8 protein-coding genes and 1 pseudogene are annotated in these 13890 nt (G+C 65.8%); 6 read left to right on the top strand and 3 right to left on the bottom strand.

Annotated elements, in window-relative coordinates:
• Positions 1–6 precede the first annotated feature (6 nt).
• Complete coding sequence (gene pyrF, locus N7607_RS12715; protein WP_279865387.1) at positions 7–702, bottom strand: orotidine-5'-phosphate decarboxylase; 696 nt, start codon at positions 700–702, stop codon at positions 7–9.
• 56 nt (positions 703–758) lie between these two features.
• Positions 759–1481: a hypothetical protein gene (locus N7607_RS12710; protein ID WP_279865388.1), complete on the bottom strand. Its 723-nt coding sequence runs from the start codon at positions 1479–1481 to the stop codon at positions 759–761.
• Positions 1482–1569: 88 nt separating this feature from the next.
• On the opposite strand from N7607_RS12710, the gene N7607_RS12705 reads away from it, so the two are divergent.
• From N7607_RS12705 to cobA, 6 genes and pseudogenes are all read left to right on the top strand, one after another.
• Complete coding sequence (locus tag N7607_RS12705; protein ID WP_279865389.1) at positions 1570–2010, top strand: thioesterase family protein; 441 nt, start codon at positions 1570–1572, stop codon at positions 2008–2010.
• A gap of 673 nt (positions 2011–2683) precedes the next feature.
• Positions 2684–3286 (top strand): hypothetical protein, encoded by a 603-nt coding sequence (locus N7607_RS12700; protein WP_279865390.1) that lies wholly within the window; start codon positions 2684–2686, stop codon positions 3284–3286.
• A 513-nt stretch (positions 3287–3799) separates the two neighbouring features.
• Positions 3800–5011: a NarK/NasA family nitrate transporter gene (locus N7607_RS12695; protein WP_279865391.1), complete on the top strand. Its 1212-nt coding sequence runs from the start codon at positions 3800–3802 to the stop codon at positions 5009–5011.
• A 209-nt stretch (positions 5012–5220) separates the two neighbouring features.
• The gene (locus tag N7607_RS12690; protein WP_279865392.1) at positions 5221–6885 is read left to right on the top strand and encodes a bifunctional protein-serine/threonine kinase/phosphatase; all 1665 of its coding nucleotides are present in this window, start codon (positions 5221–5223) and stop codon (positions 6883–6885) included.
• A gap of 382 nt (positions 6886–7267) precedes the next feature.
• Positions 7268–11249 (top strand): annotated as a pseudogene (locus N7607_RS12685) (molybdopterin-dependent oxidoreductase); the annotation flags it as partial.
• Between the two features lie 11 nt (positions 11250–11260).
• Positions 11261–11998: a uroporphyrinogen-III C-methyltransferase gene (gene cobA, locus N7607_RS12680; protein WP_279865393.1), complete on the top strand. Its 738-nt coding sequence runs from the start codon at positions 11261–11263 to the stop codon at positions 11996–11998.
• Between the two features lie 156 nt (positions 11999–12154).
• Here cobA and N7607_RS12675 read toward each other — a convergent pair whose 3' ends face one another.
• Entirely contained in the window at positions 12155–13819 is a 1665-nt protein-coding gene (locus N7607_RS12675) for an AMP-binding protein (RefSeq protein WP_279865394.1), read from the bottom strand.
• Between the last annotated feature and the right edge of the window lie 71 nt (positions 13820–13890).

Below are 13890 nucleotides of genomic sequence, written 5' to 3'. Positions count from 1 at the left end.
AGCGGGTCAGCCCAGCTCGGCGACTATGTCCGCCAGGGCTTTGCCCGGATCGGCGGCCTGGCTGATCGGGCGACCGATCACCAGGAAGTCGGAACCGGCAGCCATGGCCTTGGCCGGAGTGAGAATGCGGCGCTGATCGTCGGCAGCGCTGCCAGCCGGGCGGATACCGGGAGTGACCAGCTGCAGGGTCGGCTGGGCGATCTTCAGCGCCGGAGCTTCCTGGGCCGAGCACACCAGACCGTCCAGCTTGGCTTCGGCGGCCAGCTCGGCCAGGCGCAGCACCTGCTCCTGCGGTACCACGTCCAGGCCGATGCCGGCCAGGTCGGACTGCTCCATGCTGGTCAGCACGGTCACGCCGATCAGCAGCGGCTTGGCGCCGGCCAGCTTGTCCAGCTCCTCGCGGCAGGCAGCCATCATGCGCAGGCCGCCCGAGCAATGCACGTTGACCATCCACACGCCCAGCTCGGCGGCAGCCTTGACCGCCATCGCCGTGGTGTTGGGGATATCGTGGAATTTGAGGTCGAGGAACACCTCGAAACCCTTGGCCTGCAGGGCCTCGACCACCGCCGGGCCGCTGCGGGTGAACAGTTCCTTGCCGACCTTGACCCGGCACAGCTTAGGGTCCAGCCGCTCGGCCAGGGCCAGGGCGGCGTCACGGGAGGGGAAGTCGAGGGCAACGATGATCGGGGTCTGGCAGGACATGGCGGGCTCGCAGGAATCGAAAACCGCGGCATTGTAGCGGAAGCCGCCCGCCGCGGTCAGATCACCTTGTCCAGCGCCAGCGCGGTCATGAACCCGCTCAGGGTGATCAGCCCGGTCAGCGCGTGGGTTTCGGCGAAGGCCTCGGGAATCATGCTGTCCACCAGCATGCACAGCACCGCACCGGCGGAGAAGCCGAGGACAAAGGCCAGCCAGATGTCCGGCAGCCCGGCGAACAGCCCCGGCCCGGCCATGGCTGCCAGCCCGGAGAGCAGCACGATGACGCCCCACAGGCCGAACACCCAGGCCCGGCTGCGCCCTTCGTCACGCAGGCTGGCGGCGCTGGCCAGCCCCTCCGGCAGGTTGGAGAGAAAGATCGCCACCAGCATCACCAGGCTGACTTGGCCACCCTGCAACAGACCGAGCCCCAGACCTAGGGATTCGGGAATACCATCGAGAAAGGCTCCTGCGGCGATCAGCAGCCCCACCAGCGCGCCCTGCCCGCCGCCCTGCAGACGTTCCAGCCAGCGACTGGCAAGCACGAACACCAGGCCGCCACAGAACATACCGCCCAGGGTCGCCAGATGCCCGCCCAGGCGCAGTGCATCCGGCAACTGCTCGAAGCAGATGGCGGCGATCAGCACGCCGCTGCCATAGGCCATGATCGACGCCACCACCTTGCGCGGCAGCTTGCACAGCAAGCCGATCGCCGCGCCCAGCAACAGGCTGCTGGCCGCCAACCAGCCCCACAGGCCGGCCTGCAGGGTCATGCTCAACTCCATGTGCCCTCCTCATTCACTGCCGCAATGCTTCCGTAACGCGACGCCAGGGGTAGACTGGCGCCCCTTTCCTCCAGACCAGGCAGCAGTCATGGCCCGTCTCCAGCTCGACTTTTCCCAGCAGCAGTTCTGCTACAGCACCCACATGACCGTGCGCAGCACCGACATCAATGCCAGCAACCACCTGGGCAACGACGCCATGATCTCGATGATCTCCGAGGCAAGGGCGCGCTTTCTGTTCGATTTCGGCATCCGCGAGGCCGACCAACAGCACGGCATCATAGTCACAGACCTGGCCACCATGTACCGCGCCGAGTCGCACTCACGCGACCAGCTGCTGTTCGAGGTCGGCGTGATGGACTTCAACCGCTACGGCGGCGATATCATCTTCCGCATCACCCGCCCGGCGGACGGCACTCTGATCGCATTGGCCAAGTCCGGCTTCGTGTTCTTCGATTATCAGCTGGGCAAGGTGGTGCCGATGCCGGAAGAGTTTCGCGCGACCTTTCCAGATGTGAATTGGCTGGGCTGAGTGGCCAGATTTTCCAATCCGAGCAAGCTCACCCTCTGTTCCGCATTACGAATTCAGCACCAAGGCTATATGTACTGGAAGCTCGTGAAGTCTGGCGTTATGGCTGCCTCAAGCCCCAAAAGTACTGACACTTTGTAGAAATAGACTGTTTGGGGGACACACCTGAAATGGACTCAGTGCTTAGCGTCGGAACCCCGGACAAGCTGTTCTTCGTAATAGACCCAGAGCACCAAGGAGGTCTGGTCAAAGTAAGTATCAGGTGTGCGGGGCTGCACGTAACCTACGTTGACGATCTCGTATACCTCCCCTCTTTCATCCGCCGGCTGCAGATAGAATTAGATGCATTGGGTCATGAGATCGCCTACCCCATGCCGCTCCTACTCCTAGGCCCAAACACCGACGATGCGCGAGTAAGACTTCGCCTCAACTCCGGTATCGCTCAGATATCAGTGCATTTAACTAGCGGTGAAATGGGGCGCATCGAGCTACCGCTCAAGGACCTTCAGGGTATCTACTCAGAGGTAATCCAAGCCTTGCAGAGCATTTCGGCCCAACAGGCCTAAACGACCATCCAAGACATCTCCTTTTGAAAAAGCTGTCCATCCTCGCAAAGCCTGAGAACCATCAATAACGCCATCTACAAGCCAACGTCTCTGCGATAGAAGCTGGCATTTTGTATGCCCCGCAGATTTTGGGACACTCACAGAACTCATCATCCTTTGGTCACCGCAATGTCTACGATCGTAAGCTCTTCGACCTAGTCCAGAAGAATGCGCAGAGAAATGCGGAGAAGGAGTTTATCGCTGTACTACCCAGCGGTCTAAGGTCGGCCTTTGATGAGGCTGAACGTATCTATCATCCCGACGTATCCGATCTCTTTGCTTTGCGCATTCACCAGGCAAACGAAATACAGAAACTGGCACTCCCATCGACATCAAGCCTGGTTGTGCTGCAGACCTCGTCCCACGAAAAAGCGAAATCACTGCTACTGCACTGCCTGGAGGTGCTGTCAGAGGGTGAATACGCAGTAGTCTTCGGTAGAGGCAATGGAGTGGTTTTTGATGATGCAGGCGCTTGGGTATCCGATCTTCCAGCTTTTTTGCTAGACGTCTCTGCAGTCCGGAAGGCAGCTCTAGAGCTTCATATCGAAGAAATCGCAGTCATGTCCCAGGATCAGAGCATGGCGATTATCCTGGAAACATTCAGCGGTTTCATGCCTGAAGAGCCGTCAGCGGATGAGGTGATCTACGAACTCACCGCTTGGCTAGCGCCCTAGTCGGAGCTACCCAAGACCAGTTTGAATACTGTGCTCCCGCGAACAATGCCCTAGTCCGCATGGAGACATTTCCAAGAATAACGCCCGCAGTATTTCTCCTGCCTCAACTCAGTGCGCACACCCAAACCTGCGCACCGTATTGAACCAGCAAACCCTCCCTGAACCGCTCTGAACCACTGATTCCCTGGCCTGAACAAGCTTGGCCCGAGTCTTGCTCAAGCTCTGTCACAGGCATCCAACGGCGGTTGCCACCGATACGACAAAGGCGTCGCACCTCTTCCGCTCAGGCGGTCAGTGGTGCGGCGCTTTTTGCGTTTCAGCCCCAGCGAATGGGGCGGTTGGCGGGCCGCGATCCGGGCGCCAGCCGGTAACTCTCTCAACCTGTCTGTGGCTTCCGGCCACGGGGCCTGGCGCCACAAGCTCCGGGCCTCTCCCAAGGGTTGCGCGGCAAGGTGCCCACGATCACCGAGCCGCGCAACCGGCGGGATTCTGTTCTCGATGATGAGGTGTTGGATGAATACAAGTTTCTGGAAAGCCGGCCACACACCGACGTTGTTCGCCGCGTTTCTCTATTTCGACCTGAGCTTCATGGTCTGGTACGTGCTCGGCCCGCTGGGCGTGCAGATCGCCACCGATCTGGGCCTGACCACCCAGCAACGCGCCATGATGGTGGCCACGCCGATCCTCGCCGGCGCCGTGCTGCGCCTGTTCATGGGCGCCCTGGCCGACCGCACTTCGCCGAAGACCGCCGGCCTGATCGGCCAGAGCGTGGTCATCGCCGCCCTTGCCGTTGCCTGGCTGCACGGCGTGCACAGCTACGAGCAGGCACTGCTGCTGGGCCTGTTCCTCGGCTTCGCCGGAGCCTCCTTCGCCGTGGCGCTGCCGCTGGCCTCCCAGTGGTACCCGCCGCAGCATCAGGGCAAGGCCATGGGCATCGCCGGCGCCGGCAACTCCGGCACCGTGCTGGCTGCGCTGTTCGCACCGGGCCTGGCTGCCATCTTCGGTTGGGGCAACGTGTTCGGCCTGGCGCTGATTCCGCTGGTGCTGACCGTGGTGATCTTCGCCAGCGTAGCCAAGAACGCTCCCGAGCGGCCCAAGCCCAAGGCCCTGGCCGACTACCTCAAGGCGCTCGGCGACCGCGACAGCTGGTGGTTCATGTTCTTCTACAGCATCACCTTCGGCGGCTTTCTCGGCCTGGCCAGCACCCTGCCCGGCTACTTCCACGACCAGTACGGCTTCGACCCGGTCAAGGCCGGCCTGTACACCGCCGCCTGCGTGTTCGCCGGCAGCATGATGCGCCCGCTGGGCGGCGCCCTGGCCGACCGCATCGGCGGCATCCGCTCGCTGCTGGTGATGTACACCTGCGCCTCGCTGTGCATCGCCGCAGTCGGTTTCAACCTGCCTAGCGCCTACGCCGCCCTGGGCCTGTTCGTGGCCGCCATGCTCGCCTTGGGCGCCGGCAACGGCGCGGTGTTCCAGCTGGTGCCGCAGCGCTTCCGCAAGGAAATCGGCGTGATGACCGGCCTGGTCGGCATGGCGGGCGGCATCGGTGGCTTCTGCCTGACCGCCGGCCTCGGCGCCATCAAGCAGGCCACCGGCGACTACCAGATGGGCCTGTGGCTGTTCGCCAGCCTGGGCGTGCTGGCCTGGTTCGGCCTGCATGGCGTCAAGCTGCGCTGGCGCACCACCTGGGGTTCGGCAGCCGTCACCGCAGCCCGCGTCTGATCCACCCGCCGGGCGCCTCGTGCGCCCGGCGTTTTCCGCAGGACGGTTGCGACAAAGGCGGGGCTGGCAACAGACTCCTCGCACTGGTCAGGAAAGGTGGAGTGGCAACACTCCTGGGAGCCGCGCCGGCTCAGCCTTTGTCTCAACCGACTTGAACACTCAAGGGGCGCCATGGCGCCCTTCCTCATGTCCCGCCACAGGAGCGCCCGATGGCCCTGCAACTGAGCTTCGGCGAAGCCACCGCCACCGGCCCTCGCACGGAGAACCAGGACGCCATTCGCGTAGTCACCCCGGCGCCGACCCTGGCGGCCAGCAAGGGCTTCCTGTTCGCCCTGGCCGATGGCGTCAGCCAGTGCGCCGATGGCGGCTTGGCCGCCCGCGCCACCTTGCAGGCCCTGGCCCTGGACTACTACGCCACGCCGGAAACCTGGGCCGTGGCCCAGTCGCTGGACCGTCTGCTGGTGGCGCACAACCGCTGGCTGCAGGCCAATGGCGGCGGCCAGCCGCTGCTCACCACCCTCTCCGCTCTGGTCCTGCGCGGGCGCCGCTTCACCCTGGCACATGTCGGCGACTGCCGCGTCTATCGCTTCCATTCAGGCCAACTGGAGCGCCTCAGCGAGGACCATGTGTGGGAGCAGCCGGGCATGCAGCATGTGCTCAAGCGCGCCATGGGCCTCGATCAGCATCTGGTAGTGGACTACCTGGAAGGCGAGCTGCGCGAGGGCGAGCGCTACCTGCTGGTCAGCGACGGCGTGTGGTCGACCCTCGGCGACTCCGGCATCCGCAGCCTGCTGCTGGACGAGAGTGATGCGACTGCCGCCTGCCAGGCGCTGGTCGCCGCCGCCCACCTGGCCGGCAGCCAGGACAATGCCAGCGCCGTGCTGGTGCAGGTCGACGAGCTGCCGGACAACGACCTGGCCGACACCCTGGCCCAGCTGCAGCAGTGGCCGCTGCCGCCCAAGCTGCGCGAGGGCCAGGAATTCGAGGGCTGGCAGATCGAGCGCGTGCTGGCCGAGTCGCGCCAGTCACTGGTGTACCGGGTGCGTGACAACCAGGCCCGGCGCTGGCTGCTCAAGACTCTGCCGAACAGCCGCCACGACGAGACCCAGGCCGGCCCGGCCCTGCTGCTGGAGGAGTGGTTCCTGCGCCGCGTGGCCGGGCGCCACTTCCCCGAGGTCCATCCGCTGCCGCAGCGCCAGCACCTCTACTACGTGCAGCGCGAATACGCAGGCCAGACCCTGGCCGAGCATCTGCGCCTCTCTGGCCCGCTGGGCCTGCCGGAATGGCTGGACCTGGCGCCGCGCCTGCTCAAAGCCCTGGGCCTGCTGCACCGACGCAACATCCTGCACCGCGACATCAAGCCGGAAAACCTGCTCTGGTGCGACGACGGCGAGCTGCGTCTGCTCGACTTCGGCCTGGCCTACTGCCCCGGGCTGTCCCGCGACGAGCAGCATGCCCTGCCCGGCACGCCCAGCTACATCGCCCCGGAAGCTTTCGCCGGCAGCGCCCCGGATCGTCAGCAGGACCTCTACGCCGCCGGCGTCACCCTCTACCGCCTGCTCACCGGCCACTATCCCTATGGCGAGATCGAGGCCTTCCAGCATCCGCGCTTCGGCACTCCGGCCGCGCCCAGCCGCTATCGCCCGGACCTGCCGAGCTGGCTCGACGACAGCCTGCTGCGCGCCGTGGCCGCCAACCCGCAGGAGCGTTTCGAGACTGCCGAGGAATGGCTGCTCAGCCTGGAACAGGGCGAACGCCAGGCGCTCAACGTACGCCCGCGCCCGCTGCTGGAGCGCGAACCGTTGAAGGTCTGGCGTGGCGTGGCGCTGGGTTCGCTGCTGCTCAACCTGATCCTGCTGGTCGCCCTTCTGTAGCGCGGGTGGAAACCCCCGCCCCACAACTCGCGGGTTTCACCCGCTCTACGGCGCCAAGTCGCACCACAACGACGCAACACCGCTTTAAACGAGTGCGCAAAACCCCGACAAGCCCCGCGAAAGACGGCAGAAACCAAAGAAAACAAGGGCTCCAGTAAGTTGGCACGCCCCCTGCAAAAGACAAATCGACATTACATAAAAGCATCGCCGTCAACGTAGAAGGCAGTGCTTCCCGGCAGATCGGGACCAGGACAAAGGCGTCCTCGCTAGGCAACTAGCGGGACGCCTTTTTTGCGTTATGGCCTGCCCCGGCAGCCAACGTTCGAGTCGTCGCGGAGCGTGCTCCCGACATTTACCGTGATTTCAACAGGAGAGAACCGGCATGAACAAACTCAAGCTGGTGATGGTAGGCAACGGCATGGCCGGCGTCAGAACCCTGGAGGAGCTGCTCAGGCTCGCCCCCGACCTGTACGAGATCACCGTGTTCGGCGCCGAGCCGCACCCCAACTACAACCGCATCCTGCTGTCCCCGGTGCTGGCCGGCGAACAGAGCTTCGCCGACATCGTGCTCAATGGCATCGAGTGGTACCAGGAGCACGGCATCGACCTGCGCCTGGGCCGCAAGGTGGTCAGCATCGATCGCAAGAAGCGCCTGGTCACCGCCGACGACGGTAGCACCGCCCAGTACGACCGGCTGATCCTCGCCACCGGCTCCAACCCCTTCATCCTGCCGGTCCCAGGCAACCGCCTGGAGGGCGTGATTGCTTACCGCGACATCGCCGACACCGAGCAGATGATGGAGACCGCGCGCACCCACAGCCACGCGGTAGTCATCGGCGGCGGCCTGCTCGGCCTGGAGGCGGCCAACGGCCTGCGCCAGCGCGGCATGGACGTGACCGTGGTGCACCTGGCCGACTGGCTGCTGGAGCGCCAGCTGGACAAGACCGCCGGCGAGCTGCTGAAGCAGGCTCTGGAAGCGCGAGGTATCCGCTTCCGCCTCAGCGAACAGACCGACGAGCTGCTCGACTATGGCACCGGCCGCGTCTGCGCCGTGCAGTTCAAGGGTGGCGACGTGATTCCCGCCGATCTGGTGGTGATGGCCGCCGGCGTGCGGCCCAACACCGAACTGGCCGAGAAGGCCGGCATCCCCTGCAACCGCGGCATCCAGGTGGACGACTGCCTGCAGACCTACGACCCGCGCGTCTATGCGGTCGGCGAATGCGCCAATCACCGTGGCATCGCCTACGGCCTGGTCGCCCCGCTGTTCGAGCAGGCCAAGGTCTGCGCCAACCACCTGGCCATGCTCGGCACTGCCCGCTACCAGGGTTCGGTGACCTCCACCAAGCTCAAGGTCACCGGTATCGACCTGTTCTCCGCCGGTGACTTCATGGGCGGCGACGGCACCGAGAGCATCATCCTCTCCGACCCCATCGGCAGCGTGTACAAGAAGCTGGTGATCAAGGACGACGTGCTGGTCGGCGGCTGCCTGTACGGCGACACCCTGGACGGCAGCTGGTACTTCCAGCAGATCTGCGGCGGCGCGGATATCAGCGGCGTGCGCGACCACCTGATGTTCGGCCAGGCCAGTATCGAGGCCGCGGGGCTGGGCATGGAAGCAGGTGCCGCCCGTGTCTGAAGCCGCCCTGCAACCCGTCAACCAGATCACGGCCGCCACCTGCTGCTACTGCGGCGTGGGCTGTGGCGTGCTGATCGAGCACGATGGCGAAAAGATCCTCGGCGTGCAGGGCGACCCCAGCCATCCGGCCAATTTCGGTCGTCTGTGCAGCAAGGGCTCGACCCTGCACCTGACCGGCGATCTCGACGCCCGCGCCCTGTACCCCGAGCTGCGTCTTGGCAAGGGCCTGGCCCGCGCCCGCAGCAGCTGGGACAGCGCCCTCGATCACGCCGCCAACGTGTTCGCCGAGACCATCCGCGAGCACGGCCCGGACAGCGTGGCCTTCTACATCTCCGGCCAATTGCTGACCGAGGACTACTACGCCTTCAACAAGCTGGCTAGAGCGTTGGTGGGCACCAACAACATCGACAGCAACTCGCGCCTGTGCATGAGTTCGGCCGTGGTCGGCTACAAGCGCAGCCTGGGCGCCGATGCCCCGCCCTGCAGCTACGAGGATATCGAGCAGGCCGACTGCCTGCTGATCGCCGGCAGCAACATGGCCTACGCCCACCCGATCCTGTTCCGCCGCCTGGAAGCGGCCAAGGCCGCGCGGCCGGAGGTGCAGATCATCGTCGTCGACCCGCGGCGCACCGATACCTGCGACCTGGCCGACCTGCACCTGGCCATCGCCCCGGGTACCGACGTGGCGCTGTTCCACGGTCTGCTGCACCTGCTGCTGGTCAATGGCGACTACGACTTCACCTACATCGAGGCGCACACCGAAGGCTTCGAAGCCCTCCGCGAGCTGGCCGCCGACTACCCGCCGAGCGAAGTGGCGCGCCTGTGCGGCATCGACGAGGCCGACCTGCGCCGCGCCGCCGAGCTGATCGGCCGCTCTCCTGCGTTCCTCTCGCTGTGGTGCATGGGCCTCAACCAGTCCACCGCCGGATCGGCCAAGAACAGCGCGCTGATCAACCTGCACCTGGCCACCGGCCAGATCGGCAAGGTCGGCGCCGGTCCCTTCTCCCTGACTGGCCAGCCCAATGCCATGGGCGGCCGCGAAACCGGCAGCCTGAGCAACCTGCTGCCCGGCCACCGCGAGGCCGGCAATGCCGAACATCGCGCCGAAGTGGCGCGCTACTGGGGTGTCGACAGCCTGCCGGAGAGCACCGGCCTGTCCGCCATCGAAGTGTTCGAGGCGGTGCGCGTCGGCAAGATCAAGGCCCTGTGGATCGCCTGCACCAACCCGGCCCAGTCGCTGCCGGACCAGCAGAAAGTCCACGAGGCCCTGGCCGCCTGCCCCTTCGTGGTGGTGCAGGAAGCCTTCTTCACCACCGAAACCTGCCACTACGCCGACCTTCTGCTCCCAGCCGCCAGCTGGGGAGAAAAAGAAGGCAGCGTGACCAACTCCGAGCGGCGCATCACCCATGTGCGTCGCGCCGTGCCAGCGCCCGCAGAGGCGCGGCCGGACTGGGCGATCGTCTGTGACTTCGCCCGTCGCCTTGAACCCAAGCTCCGCCCCGGCCTGCCAAGCCTGTTCGATTTCGCCAGCGCGCAAGCGCTGTTCGAGGAATACAAGCACCTGACCCAGGGCCGCGACCTGGACCTCTCCGGTCTGAGCTACGCGATCCTGGACGACCAAGGTCCGCAACAATGGCCCTTCCCGGCCGGCGCCCACCAAGGCACCGCGCGGCTGTACGGGAACGGCATCTTCCCCACCGCCAGCGGCCGCGCGCGCTTTGTCGCCGATGCCTATGTACCGGCGCGCGAGCGTCGCGAGGCGGACTTCCCGCTGCTGCTCAACACCGGCCGCCTGCGCGACCAGTGGCACGGCATGAGCCGTACCGGCACCGCCGCCCGGTTGTTCGGCCACGCCCCCGAGGCGGTGCTGAGCCTGCACCCGGACGAGCTGCGCCAGCGCGGCCTGCAGGCGGGCGAGCTGATCCACCTGCGCAGCCGCCGCGGCGGCCTGATCCTGCCGGTGCAGGCCGACGACGCACTGCGCCCCGGCCAGGCCTATCTGCCGATGCACTGGGGCGACCGCTTCCTCAAGGGCCTGGGCACCAACGTGCTGACCCAGCCGGCCTTCGACCCGCTGTCCAAGCAGCCCGAACTGAAGATCAGCAGCGTGGACGTCGAGCGTGCCGAGCTGCCGTGGCAATTCTTCGCCCTGGTCGAAGGCGAGGTGCAGAGCCGCTTCGAAGCGCTGCGCCCGCTGTTCGAACGCTTCGCCTACGCCAGCCTGACGCCGACCGGACGCGAGCAGCGCCCGGCCCTGCTGATCAAGGCCGCCGCCGAGGCGGCGCCGGATGCCGATCTGCTGGCCGAGATCGACAGCCTGCTCGGCGTCGACCAGGGCCCGGTGCTGGCCTATGACGACGCCAAGCGCCGCGTGGGCAAGCGCGTACGCATCGAGGACGGGCGCATCGTCGCCGTGCGCCTGGCCGGCGAAACCGCCGCCCGCGACTGGCTCAAGGGGCTGTGGGAACAGGGCAGCACCGATGCCGACCTGCGCCGCTGGCTGCTGGCCCCGCTGGCCACCCCGCCGAGTGGCGGCATGAAGGCCAGCAAGGTGCTGTGCAACTGCATGAACGTCAGCCAGGACGCGGTGTGCGCCGGTATCGAGCGCGGCCTGGACCTGGACGGACTCAAGCGCGAGTTGAAGTGCGGCACCAGCTGCGGCTCGTGCGTGCCGGAAATCAAACGACTGCTGGTCACCCAGGTGGCCGCCGTCGCCGTGGAAGCCTGAGGAGTAGAGACATGAATGCAAAAGTCTGGCTGGTGGGCGCTGGCCCTGGCGATCCGGAATTGCTGACCCTCAAGGCAGTGAAGGCCCTGCAACAAGCCGATATCGTGATGATCGACGACCTGGTCAACCCGGCCGTGCTGGAGCACTGCCCAGATGCGCGCATTGTGCCGGTGGGCAAGCGCGGCGGCTGCCGCTCCACCCCGCAGGCCTTCATCCATCGTCTGATGCTGCGCTATGCGCGCCAGGGCAAGTGCGTGGTGCGTCTGAAAGGCGGCGATCCGTGCATCTTCGGCCGTGGCAGCGAGGAAGCCGACTGGCTGGCCGAGCATGGCGTCGAGGTGGAAATGGTCAACGGCATCACCGCCGGCCTGGCTGGCGCCACCAACTGCGGCATTCCCCTGACCCTGCGTGGCGTGGCCCGTGGCGTGACTCTGGTCACCGCCCACACCCAGGACGACAGCAGCCTCAACTGGCAGGCCCTGGCCCAGGGCGGCACCACCCTGGTGGTGTACATGGGCGTGGCCAAGCTACCGGAAGTGCGTGACAGCCTGCTGGCCGGCGGCATGCGCGCCGACATGCCGGTGGCGATGATCGAGAACGCCTCGCTGCCGCAACAACGCGAATGCCGCAGCACCCTGGCCGGCATGCAGCAGGCAGCCCACGACTTCCAGCTCAAGAGCCCGGCGATCCTGGTGATCGGCGAAGTGGCCGCGCAGCAACAGATTCAAGCTTTGGCAGAGATTGCCTGATCCCCTTCGCTCCTGCGGAGTAGTGCTTAGCCCGGCCGGTTTGGCCGGGCTTTTTTTTGCCCGCGCATCGGCCATGGCCTGTCGATACCGGATCGCGCCCCCACAAAAAAGCCCGGTCAATGACCGGGCTTGGATGATCACCAGCTGCGCAGGTGACTAGCCGACCTGCTGGTGCCAGACCACACCTTCGCGGCGCTCGCCCCAGGCGTCGAAGTGCGGGCTGTAGGCGGTTTCCACCGAGGCGCGCTTGATCTTCAGGGTCGGCGTCAGGAAGCCGTTGTCCACCGCCCACACCTCCGGCACCAGCACCAGGCCGTTGAGCTGCTCGTGCTTGTCCAGCAGCTGGTTGGTTTCCTCCAGCAGACGTTTTAGGCTGCCCTCCAGCTGCTCGCGGGATTCCTTGCGCCCGGCCTCGGACAGCACGCACAGGGCCAGCGGCTGCGGCAGACCGTCGCCGACCACGCAGACCTGCTCGATATGGCTGTGCACGGCCAGGCGGTTCTCGATGGGCGCCGGAGCCACGTACTTGCCCTTGCTGGTCTTGAAGATTTCCTTGATCCGTCCGGTCAGGCGCAGGTTGCCCTCGGCATCCTGCTCGCCCTTGTCGCCAGTGCGCAGGTAACCATCTTCGGTCAGCACCTCGGCGGTCTTGCCCGGCTCCTTGTAGTAGCCCTGCATGGTCGAGCCGCTGCGCACCAGCACCTCGCCCTCCTCGCTGATACGCACCTCGGTGCCCGGGTTGTTCTGGCCGATCCAGCCCTTCTTGAACTTGCCGGGGCGGCAGACGTGCGAGTAGCCACAGTTCTCGGTCATGCCGTAGACCTCCTGCAGCTCCAGGCCCAGGCGGCGGTACCAGGCCAGCAGCGCGTCGGGTACCGGGGCGGCGCCGGACAGGGCGAACTGCACCGCATCAAGCCCCAGCCCACGCAGCACCTTGCGCCCGAACAGGCGGCCGAGCAGCGGGATAGACAGAAGGAAATCGAGGCGCTGGGCCGGCATCTTCGAGTAGACGCCCATCTGGAACTTGGTCCAGATCCGCGGTACGCCGAAGAACACCGTGGGCCGCGCGCGGCGCAGGTCGTCGAGGAAGGTGTCCAGGCTCTCGGCGAAGAACACGCTCATGCCGCTGTACAGCGAGTTGAGCTCGACGAACATGCGCTCGGCCACATGACACAGCGGCAGGTAGGACAGTGCGCGGTCCTGCTCGCCGACACCGAACAGGTCGGTGGCATGACTGGCGGTAAAGCCGAAGTTGCCGAAGTTGTGCATCACGCCCTTGGGCATGCCGGTGGTGCCGGAGGTGTAGATGATGGTGGCGAGCTGGTCGGGCTGGCTACGTGGCTGATCCTGGATCGGCGCGCAGGCCTGCAGGTCGCTCCATTGCTTGTCGAAGCTGCCTTCGGCGTGCAGCGGCAGGGCCACGGTGATCACCCCTTCGGGCACGCCGGGGGCCATCCCCGGCCAGTCGTCCAGCTTGCCGATAAAGGCCACTTTGGTCTCCGCATGCTCCAGTACCTGGCGCACCGAGTCGGCGGTGAGGTTGGGATACAGCGGCACCGAGACGTGCCCGGCCATCCAGATGGCCAGGTCGGTGACTATCCAGTGGGCGCTGTTCTTGGAAATGATCGATATTTTGCTGCCCTGCGGCAGCTCCAGGCTGCGCAGCCAGCTGGCGGCACGACGGGCCTGCTCACCCACCTCGGCCCAGGTCAGCTGTTCCACCCGACCACCGCCCAGGGGCTGAATCAGGTAGGTCTTGTTCGGATGACGCGACTCGCGCTCGAAAAACGCTTCGAGCGGCAAACGGACTGCACTGGCCACGGGGCCTCCTTGTTTGTTGTTTTTGTCACAGGGAGCAACCAAGCACTTGCTTGGTCGAATATTCCATGCGT

This window comes from Pseudomonas sp. GD04019, assembly GCF_029837695.1.
Classification (GTDB): Bacteria; Pseudomonadota; Gammaproteobacteria; order Pseudomonadales; family Pseudomonadaceae; genus Aquipseudomonas.
The sequence above is the reverse complement of the archived record's forward strand: the minus strand, read 5'-3'. Positions and strand labels throughout refer to the sequence as shown.